The sequence below is a fragment of the Frankia sp. ACN1ag genome (genome assembly GCF_001414035.1).
GTDB lineage: Bacteria > Actinomycetota > Actinomycetes > Frankiales > Frankiaceae > Frankia > Frankia torreyi.
In genome coordinates this window covers 63,394-72,956 of sequence record NZ_LJPA01000038.1, presented here as the reverse complement: position 1 = coordinate 72,956, position 9,563 = coordinate 63,394, and the positions used below count along the sequence as shown (strand labels likewise).

Genomic DNA, 9,563 nt, shown 5'->3' with positions numbered 1-9,563 from the left:
GGCCGTCCACCGCCGGCACCGGACGGCGCCGGTCCGGACGCGGCGGCGGGCGGTGCACGCGGACCGCCGGTCCCTCCGGCGTCCCCTCCCGTCTAAGGTGATTCGGGACGATCGCGCCGAAACGTAGGGGGTCGACGGCGATGAGCGAGGCCGGGGCGGGCACGACCGGGACGGGCTGGTTCACGCCGGTGGCGGCGGACGTCCAGCCGGCGGACCTGAACACCGGGGTTCCCCATCCGGCCCGGATGTACGACTACTACCTCGGCGGGAAGGACAACTTCCCCGCCGACCGGGAGACCGCCGAGCAGGCCATCGCCGCGTTCCCGAACACCCGCAACGCCGCCCGGCAGAACCGCGCGTTCCTGATCCGGGCCGTGCGCCACCTCGTCGGTGAGGTCGGCGTCCGCCAGTTCCTCGACATCGGCACCGGCATCCCCACCTCGCCGAACCTGCACGAGGTCGCGCAGGGCATCGCGCCGGACACCCGCGTCGTCTACGCCGACAACGACCCGATCGTCCTCGCCCACGCCCGGGCGCTGCTGACCAGCACCGCGCAGGGCCGCACCGCCTACCTCGACGCCGACATCCGCGACCCCGAGCGCATCCTCGCCTCCCCCGAGCTGCGCGGCACCCTCGACCTGACGAAGCCGGTCGCGCTCTCCCTCATCGCGATCTTCCACTTCATCGACGACGCGGACGACCCGTACGGCATCGTCCGCCGGCTCGTCGACGCACTCCCGTCCGGTAGTTACCTCGCACTGACGAACGCGACCGGCGACCACGACCCGACGTTCGAACCGGCCGCGGAGACCTACCGCAGCCGCGGCGTCACGATGCGCCTGCGCCACCGCGCCGAGGTGGAGCGCTTCTTCGACGGCCTGGAGCTCATCGACCCGGGCGTCCAGGTCGTCCACCGCTGGCGCCCCGACCCCACCACCGAGGACCTCACCGACGCGCAGGTCAGCGTCTACGGCGGCATCGCGCGCAAGCCATGATGCGCCGACCGCCATGATGCGCTGACCGCGGTGGCCGGCCGCAACCCGATGGACCGCATCGTGGTTGCGGGGCTGCCGGATCGGTCAGCCGGCGGCAGACCAGGAGTCGATCATGGTGCGGGCGATGGACATCCGGCCGGGCAGGCGGATCGGCGGGGTGGCGGTCGCGGGTGAATCGTCCGCGGTGGCCCAGCCGTCGCCGCGGGCCAGGGCCTCGCGCACCTCGTCGCGGGTCACCCACAGCGCCTCACTGATCTCCGTCTCGTCCAGGCGCAGCGGCTGGGCGGGATCGGCCACCGCGTGGAAGCCGAGCATCAGGGACCGCGGGAACGGCCAGGCCTGGCTGCCGAGGTAGCGGATGTCGGTGACGTCGAGCCCCACCTCCTCGCCGATCTCGCGCGCCACGCACGCCTCCAGCGACTCGCCCGCCTCGACGAAGCCGGCGAGCACCGAGAAGCGGCCCGCCGGCCAGGCCCGATGGCGGCCGAGCAGCATCCGATCCGCGCCGTCGTGCACCAGGCAGATCACCGCCGGGTCCGTCCGCGGGTACTCCTCGTGGTGCTGCGCCTCGCAGACGCGCGCCCAGCCGGCGTTGGCCAGCCGGGTCGGCGAACCGTCATGGGCGCAGAACTGGGCCCGGCCGTGCCAGTTCAGCAGGGCAACCCCCGCGGCCAGCAGCGCAGCGTCGCGTTCGCCGAGCTCGGCGCCGACCGAGAACAGGTTGAGCCACCGGACCTCGTCGCCGGCCGCGGTCTGCTCCGCGCCGCCGCGCACCGCCCAGTACGCGACCCCGTCGGCCTCGCCGAGCAGCAGCGCGTCCGGCGGCGGGGAACCAGCGACCTCGGTCGCCGGCGGCATCCACAGCCTGGGGTTGGCGCCCGCGTCGTCGACGCCGGGCACCGCGTCGGCGCCGGGCACCGCGTCGGCGCCGGACCCGTCGACCGGCGGCCCCCACCGCACGGGGCTGCGGCCCTCCTCGTCGACGAGGACGACCCGGGCCGTCGCCCAGGCCTCCTTCTGCCGCCCGGTGTCCTGCCGCAGAGGCTCGTCCCGCAGCAGGGCGGCCCCCGCCAGGACAGGCGGCCGAACCAGCCCGAAGTCAGTCACAGTGGCATCCTCCAGTAGAACCCGCGCGCAGGTAAACGGTATGCCGCCCCCGGCACCCCCTCACCCGAGTCGGCTGGCCGGTCGACCGCTGGGAGTAGACCTCGTCGGCCCGGGGATTCACGGGACGCCGACGACAGTCAGCCCACGTGGCCGCCGCGGACCTGGCCGTCGGCGTCACGCCAGGCGTACATGTTGCCGACGAGCGCGCCGGCGAACCGCGGGGTCGTGCTGGGAACATCGACTGCTCCGCCCCCGGCGCACGGATACCAGCGCTCGTCCTTGTACTGGGCATCGCCGGTTCCCTTGATGGTGAAGCCGGGCTTCGCCAGGGCGCCCGTGAAACACCACCCGGGTGCCGGGGGCGGGTCGTCCAGCGGGCCGTTCGCGACGTCGAGCAGAATCGTCCGCTGCGGGGTCCGGACGGCGTAGCGGGTGTCGTCGACCCGCAGGATGTCCGGCGAGCCCGTCGCGGTGCCGAAGACGAGGCCCGGAACCGCCCCGGCCACCCACCGCCAGGTCGTCCGCCCGCTCTCGACCCCGAATCCCTCCACCGTGACCTGCACGCCCTCGACCGAGGAATCCTGCGCGCCGTACCGAACGGTGCCTGCGTACGTGCACCGGATCGGATTGCGGATGTCGGTGTCCAGGCCGCCGCAGTACGTCGTGGCCGTCGGCGCGACCCACAGTGTCTCGCCGGTCTGCGCGTCGAAGGCGGCGGTTGCCCACAGCCTGGCTGCGTCCCGGGTCAGCGGGGCGCCGGACCGGTCCGCAGCGAGCTGCTCGGGCGACGGGACGTAACCCAGCGACACGACGTAGAGGTCGTTGCTCAGGCCGACCTTCCAACCGTAGCCGGGGCTCACGTTCAGGCCTCGGAACAGGGTCGCGTAGGGCCGCCGCCAGCGCTCGGCCCCGGCCTCGGTGTAGGCGATCAGGTCCCGTCCGTTGTCGTAGAGCCCGGCGCCGATGGAGCGGAAGTATCTCGGGTTCGGCGCGGTCTCGGCCTCGACGGTGGATGCCGTCACGGTGGACGCCGTCACGGTGGACGCCGTCACGATCGAGGCCGTCATGATCGTGGGCCTGGTCGGGGTCGCCGGATCGGGATGGTGGAGCGGGCGCTGGATCTGGCCGGGGCCCGCGAGGTTCGCGGGTTCCGCCGTGGAGTTGCGTGGCGCACCGGTGCGACCGTCCAGGATGATCGGACCCGACCCGTTGCCGGCTGGCACGCAGACGTCACCGTCCCCGCAGATCTCCGGCGCGGACGGCAGCTCGAGGCGCCCGTCGCCATAGGACCACAGTCGGCGGCCGGATCTGGCCTCCGCGGCGACCACGGACACGCCGCCCGCCGTCACCGTGCCGGCCGAGACCGGTTGCCCGGGTTCCATCCAGACGACGACCCTGCCGCCGGACAGCGTCATGGTGCGCAGCCCCACCCCCAGCGGCACCCGCGACGGGCTTGCCGGGGCCGTCCACCGCCGCCGGCCCGAGCCTGGATCGAGGCTCACCATCTCGAAGTCGCCCGCCGCTGTCAGCGCGTGGAAGACGACGGAGTCGTCGGCGGCGAGCGGCGACTCCACCGCGCGGATGCCGCTGCGCCACCGCCCGGCGACCTCTGTGGCGCCGTGCCACGACCCGTCCCCGGCGTCGGCGCTGGCTCCAGCGCCGGTCGTATCGGGAGCCTCGCCGAGGCCGGCACCGTTGGAGCAGGCGCCGAGGACGAGACCGGCCAGGCCGGCGGCGGCCGCGATCCGCCGCAGCCGGCGTCGCCGTTGCCCACGGGTGCGACCGGACGCTTCGACCTGCTCTCCGGCGCACCGCCGCAGGCTCTCCAAGGTGCGCTCCTCGCATCCGACCGCCCACCGGCGGTGATTTCGGGTGGAGAAGTCATATCAGGACGTGCGCGGAGCTGTATGGGCCGGACGGCCGCGGCGACGCTGCGGTCAGGTGAACTTCGGGGCGCGCTTCTCGACGAAGGCCGTGATGCCCTCCCGGCCGTCGCCGACCGCGCTGCGCGCGATCTCGCGCGCCTCCAGCTCCATCTGCGTCTCCAGGCCGTTGGCGAACGTCTGCACCAGCAGGCGCTTGATGGCCCCGTGTGAGTCGGCCGGACCCGCCGCGATCCGCTGCGCCAGCGCCGTCGCCTCACCGGCGAGCTCCTCGGCCGGCACGACCCGGGTGACCAGCCCCCATTCGAGCGCCTCGGCGGCGGACAGCCGGCGGTTGAGGAACATGAACTCCTGCGTGCGGCGCAACCCCATCAACCGGGGCAGCGCGTAGGAGGAACTGCCGTCCGGGCTGAGCCCCACGTTGGTGTAGGCCATGGTGAAGGTGGCGGAGTCGGCCGCGAGGACCAGGTCGCCGGCGGCCACGATGCTGACCCCCGCACCCGCGGCGACGCCGTTGACGGCGACGATCAGCGGCGCGTTCATCCGCGTGAAGATCGACGCGGCCCGGTGCAGGTCGTCGGCGAGCTTCTTGATTTCCACGCCGATGCGGTCGCCGTGGTCCGCCATCTCCTTCACGTCGCCGCCGGCGGTGAAGAAACGGCCGGTCGCGGTCAGCAGCACGGCCCGGACCGACGGGTCGCCGTCGCAGACGGCCGCCGCCCGCGCCAGCTCCGCGGCCATCTCCTGATTGACGCCGTTCGCGGCGTCGGGGCGGTCCAGGGTGATCCGGGCCACTCCGCCGTCACGCTCGAACTTCAGCGTCCGGAACTGCGGGCTCATCGGTGTCTCCGTTCCACGGGTCGAGCCTTCATGGGTTGCCTGCGTCCGCAGGTCCTGCCTTCACCGGAACTCGTGGGCACGCGGCCCACGGACGCCGGTCTCCGCCGGCCGCGCCGGACTTGTCCTGACAGACCTACCAGCAACCGACCCTCGCCGCCCGTCTCATGCCCGCCCGCCCGGACTCCGTCCGCTCCCTCCCCATCCCCGGTTCGGGCCACCCCCCTCGGGTCCCGTCCCCCCGGCGCCGCCGCGCAGGCTTTCCGACCTTCGCCGCCGCCTGCGCCGATCCTTCGCCGCCGATCGCCACCGCCGATCGCCACCGCCACCCCTCTCACGATCCGAAACCAATCGACCGCACACCGTGCGGATCTCGCGACACTCGGCATCAGAAATCCCACCCAGCGCAAACAGGGGCCCTCCATGAACACCGGATCGAAATCCTCTCGAAAATCATCGCTGTGATTTCCACCATCACAGCGAAGCCACAGGAACACCCAGGCAATCCACAGGAGAAATCCCCTCCGGCGCACTATCGTGGATTCCGGTCGGCAATACCGTCGACAAATCAGAAGGGAATTCGACAATGCCACTCAAGAAGATTCTTCCGCCGCCGCCGAAGCCGAAGAAGCACAAGAAGCCGCTGCCTCCTCCGCTGCCGAAGAAGCCGTTCCACGGGTAAGAACGATTCAGCGGTAAGAGCGATTCAGCGGTGACAGCTCGGGGTGCGGCGACCATGGTCGCCGCACCCCGGGTCCGCCGGGAAGGGCGGCACAGATGTCCGCGCGACACGCGGCGCGTACCGCGGCCGGCGCGGCCGCGGACGAAAGCGGAACCGCTGCGGCCCGCCGGGTGCTGCGGCGGCTGCTCCCGCTTGTCCGACCCGAGCGCGGCCTGCTCCTCGCGGCGACGGCACTGGTCCTGGCCAGCACGGCCGGCGAGACCGTGACAGTCTGGCTGTTCGGCCGGCTCACCGACTCCGCGCTCGTCCAGGCCTCGCCGCAGGCCTTCCTCATGCCGGCGGTCCTGTGGCTCGCCGTCGCCGTCGCCGGCGGCGCCTGCTCCTACGTGGGCCACTGCCTGCAGGCGAAGGCGTCGGGCCGGCTGCTGACCCGGCTGCGCGAGCTGATGCTCGACCGCCTGCACACCATGTCACCGGCCTTCTTCGCCGAGCGGCCGGCCGGTGATCTGATGACCCGGTTCGGTTCGGACGTCGACGCCGTCGACGAGCTCGCCGCCAGCGGGCTGGTGGGAGCGACCACGGCCGCCTGCGGCGCGGTGTGCTTCACCGCGGCCGCCTTCGTACTGCGCTGGGACCTGGCGCTGCTGGCCTGCGCCGCGGCACCGTTGTACTGGCTGCTCACTCGCCGGCTCGCGGGCCGGGTGCACGAGGTCGCGCAGGAGGAGCGGGCCGCCGAGGGCCGCATCGCCGCCGTGGTCGAGGAGAACATCACCGCCAACTCCCTCATCCAGACGCACGGGATGGCGAAGCACGAACGGCGGCGGCTGCGCCAGCACGGCATGGCCTGGTTCGAGGCCCGGCTGGTCGCCTACCGGATGGCGACGGCGAACGCCGTGCTGGCCACGCTGCTGGAGACGGTCTTCGTGCTGGCCGTGCTGTACATGGGCACCTGGGAGATCTCCGCGGGCCGGCTGACCGTCGGTGGCCTGCTGTCCTTCGCCGGCTTCCTCGGCTACCTGTACGGCCCGGTGCAGGAGCTCGGCGAACTCGTCGTGTCGGTCGGCACCGCGGTGAGCTCCGGCGAGCGGATCATCGAGCTGCTCGACCATCCCGCGGAGGTCGAGGATCACCCTGACGCCCGGCCGCTGCAGCGGGTGCGCGGGCACCTCCGCTTCGAACGGGTCAGCCTGGCCTACCCGGAGGCGACCCGCCCGACCCTCGACGACGTCTCGTTCACTCTGCGTCCCGGCGAGCTGTCCGTGCTCACCGGCCCCAGCGGCGTGGGGAAGTCGACGTTGACGAAACTCATGGTGCGGCTGCACGACCCGTCGGCGGGGCGCGTGCTGCTCGACGGGCAGGACCTGCGTGACATCACCCTGGCGTCGCTGCGCCGGGCGGTGACGGTGGTGGCCCAGGACAGCCAGCTCGTCGACGGCACGCTGTGGCAGAACCTCACCTGGAGCATCCCGGACGCCGACCCCGACCGGGTCGTCGCGGCCGCGCGCGCCGCCGGGGTGCACGGCTTCGCGCTCCGGCTGCCCGACGGCTACGAGACGCCGCTCGGTCAGAGCGGCCGACGACTGTCCGGGGGGCAGCGGCGACGGGTCGCGATCGCGCGGGCACTGCTGCGCGACTCGCCCGTCCTCATCCTCGACGAGCCGACCGCAGGGCTCGACGACGACGTCGCCGGGCTCGTGGTGCACTCCCTGCGCCGGCTCNCCGCCCGCCGGACCGTCCTGGTGATCACCCATGACACGCGCCTGGTGGCCCAGGCCGACGCGCTCATCGTGCTCGACCGGGGCGGGGTCCTCGACCGGGGCGGGGTCCTCGACCGGGACGGGGTCCTCGACCGGGACGGGGTCCTCGACCGGGACGGGGTCCTCGACCGGGGCGGGGTCCTCGACCCGAGGGCCGGCCACAGGCCACGCGCGGGCAGCGGAGCCTGGGAACGGACGCATACCGGGGAGCCGCACACCGGGGAGGCCCACACCGGGGAGGCCCACACCGGGAACGAGTCCTGCGAGCAGCCCGGCCGCCCGCTGCGGGACCGGACGCACACCACCGGCATCCGGATCGGAACTGTGCCGGCTACCTCCCCGGGCCGTTCCACCTCCCCGGGCCGTTCCACCTCCCCGGGCCGTTCCACCCGCCGGGCGACGCCGGCGCGGCGGTAACCCGAAGGCGGTAACCCGAAAGAGCCACCGGAAAAGGCCGTCGCACGCCGCTCGGGCAGGACTGCCGGCGACTTTCCGGCACGTCAGGTGCGGCGTTCGGGCCGGAGACCCGATCAACGAGCGGTAGCGTGCCGGCCATGACGGCGTTGCTCGACGACTACGTGGCCCGGTCGAGGAAGGCGGTGGCGGCCGGCTGTCTGCTGCTCGACGACGCCGGGCGGGTGCTGCTGGTGGAGCCGACGTACAAGCCGAACTGGGAGGTCCCCGGCGGGATCGCCGAGCCCGGCGAGTCCCCGCGGCAGACCGCGCAGCGCGAGCTGGGCGAGGAGCTCGGGCTCGACCTGCCGGTCGGGCGGCTGATCTGCGTCGACCACCTCGCCGCCACCCCGCGCCGGGCGGACGCGCTGCGGTTCCTGTTCGCCGTGGACGGTCCGCCGATCCCGGTGGACGCGCTCGTCCTGCAGGCCGCGGAGATCCGCTCGGCCCGGTACTGCACTCCCGCCGAGGTCGCCGAGCGGGCGGCGGCGCGCCTGTCCCGTCGGATCGCCGCGTGCCTGGCAGCCTCGCTCCTGCCCGTCTACCTGGAGGACGGCGCCCCTGCCGGGTGATCCGTCGACGGCCGACCCCCTTGACCGGATCTATCACCTGGATAACATAGCTCACCATGTGAGCTGGGTAACATACCCGGCTCTCGCCGCCGAGCCCTTCCGACGGGCCGAGTGGACGAGATGGAGGGGCTGTGGGCAGCACAGGTATGTGGGGGAGGCGTCCGCGCCGGGCACGGGTGGGAGCGGCGCTCCTGGCCGTCGGCCTGGGCCTGTTACCGGCCGCGTGCGGCAGCGACGGAGGCAGCGGGGGCGGCGGAGGCGCCGGGGGCGCGACCCCGGCGGCCGGGTCGACCGCGACGCTCCCCCCGGGCACGAAGGCGGCGGGTGCGCCGGTGAAGATCGGTTTCATCACCGCGGAGGGCGGCAGCGCGGTGTCCCTGCCCGAGGTCCGCGAGGGCGCCCAGGCGGCCACCGCCTACGCCAACGACTACCTCGGCGGCATCGGCGGGCGGCCCATCCAGCTCGTCGTCTGCAAGTCGCAGGAGGACGCGGCCTCCGCCCGCACCTGCGCCAACGAGATGGTCGAACAGAAGGTCACCGCCGTGAACATCGGCACCACGGCCTTCGCCGACTCGATGGTCCCGGTCATCACCGGCGCCAGGATCCCCTACACGACGGGCGTGGCGGCCAGCGGCACCGAGTTCGTCACCGACGGCGCCTTCTCCTGGACCGGTGGCTTCCCGGCGACGCTCGGCGTCATGGCGCAGACCGCCAAGGACAAGGGCTACAAGAGCGTCTCCCTGTTCGTCACGGACGCCCCCGCCGTGACCGCGGGCGCGAACGCATTGGGCAAGCCGGTGTTCGCCAAGGCCGGCGTCGGCCTCGACATCGTCCCGATCCCGCTCGGCACGCCGGATGCCACCTCCCAGGTCACCGCGGCGATCGGCAAGAAGCCCGGCGCCGTGATCCTCGTCGGGGAGGGGACCTTCTGCAGCACCGTGCTCAAGGGCCTGGTCGCGGTCAACGCCACCCAGCCGAAGTTCGTCATCCAGCCGTGCCTGTCGAAGACCGTCGAGGACGCCGCCCCCGGCGCGCTGGACGGCGCGACGCTGTTCACCCCGGGTGACACCGAGAGTGACAACGCCGAGTCCCGGCTCTACCGGACGGTGATGGGCAGGTACGCGCCGAAGACAGCCCTCGACGGCTACGCGGTGACCGGCTACCAGAACCTGCTGGGCCTCGTCCGCGCCCTCAAGGGCCTCACCGGAGACGTCACCCCCGCCTCCGTGACCAGCACGCTCAAGGCCGCCAAGGACGTCGTGCTACCGNCCGGCGAC

The 9,563-nt window shown here is 73.1% G+C and carries 6 protein-coding genes and 2 pseudogenes; 4 read left to right on the top strand and 4 right to left on the bottom strand.

The window, feature by feature from the left end:
• Positions 1 to 140: 140 nt before the first annotated feature.
• On the top strand, positions 141 to 995 hold the full coding sequence (locus UK82_RS25970) for an SAM-dependent methyltransferase (RefSeq protein WP_044885717.1): 855 nt from the start codon (positions 141 to 143) through the stop codon (positions 993 to 995).
• A gap of 84 nt (positions 996 to 1,079) precedes the next feature.
• On the opposite strand, the gene nudC is transcribed toward UK82_RS25970, so the two are convergent.
• The 4 genes from nudC to UK82_RS33785 all read right to left on the bottom strand — a co-directional run bounded on the left by nudC (position 1,080) and on the right by UK82_RS33785 (position 5,560).
• On the bottom strand, positions 1,080 to 2,102 hold the full coding sequence (gene nudC / locus UK82_RS25965) for an NAD(+) diphosphatase (RefSeq protein ID WP_055409886.1): 1,023 nt from the start codon (positions 2,100 to 2,102) through the stop codon (positions 1,080 to 1,082).
• Between the two features lie 137 nt (positions 2,103 to 2,239).
• The gene (locus tag UK82_RS25960; RefSeq protein ID WP_055409884.1) at positions 2,240 to 3,931 is read right to left on the bottom strand and encodes a hypothetical protein; all 1,692 of its coding nucleotides are present in this window, start codon (positions 3,929 to 3,931) and stop codon (positions 2,240 to 2,242) included.
• A 108-nt stretch (positions 3,932 to 4,039) separates the two neighbouring features.
• Positions 4,040 to 4,825, bottom strand: a complete 786-nt coding sequence (locus tag UK82_RS25955) for an enoyl-CoA hydratase/isomerase family protein (RefSeq protein ID WP_055409882.1) — start codon at positions 4,823 to 4,825, stop codon at positions 4,040 to 4,042.
• Positions 4,826 to 5,296: 471 nt separating this feature from the next.
• Positions 5,297 to 5,560, bottom strand: a complete 264-nt coding sequence (locus UK82_RS33785; protein ID WP_157871718.1) for a hypothetical protein — start codon at positions 5,558 to 5,560, stop codon at positions 5,297 to 5,299.
• Between the two features lie 39 nt (positions 5,561 to 5,599).
• Between UK82_RS33785 and UK82_RS25950 the strand changes: the two are divergent.
• From UK82_RS25950 to UK82_RS25940, 3 genes and pseudogenes are all read left to right on the top strand, one after another.
• Positions 5,600 to 7,222, top strand: a pseudogene (locus UK82_RS25950) (ABC transporter ATP-binding protein); the annotation flags it as partial.
• Between the two features lie 593 nt (positions 7,223 to 7,815).
• The gene (locus UK82_RS25945) at positions 7,816 to 8,286 is read left to right on the top strand and encodes an NUDIX hydrolase (RefSeq protein WP_044885748.1); all 471 of its coding nucleotides are present in this window, start codon (positions 7,816 to 7,818) and stop codon (positions 8,284 to 8,286) included.
• A gap of 146 nt (positions 8,287 to 8,432) precedes the next feature.
• Positions 8,433 to 9,554 (top strand): annotated as a pseudogene (locus UK82_RS25940) (ABC transporter substrate-binding protein); the annotation flags it as partial.
• Positions 9,555 to 9,563: the final 9 nt, after the last annotated feature.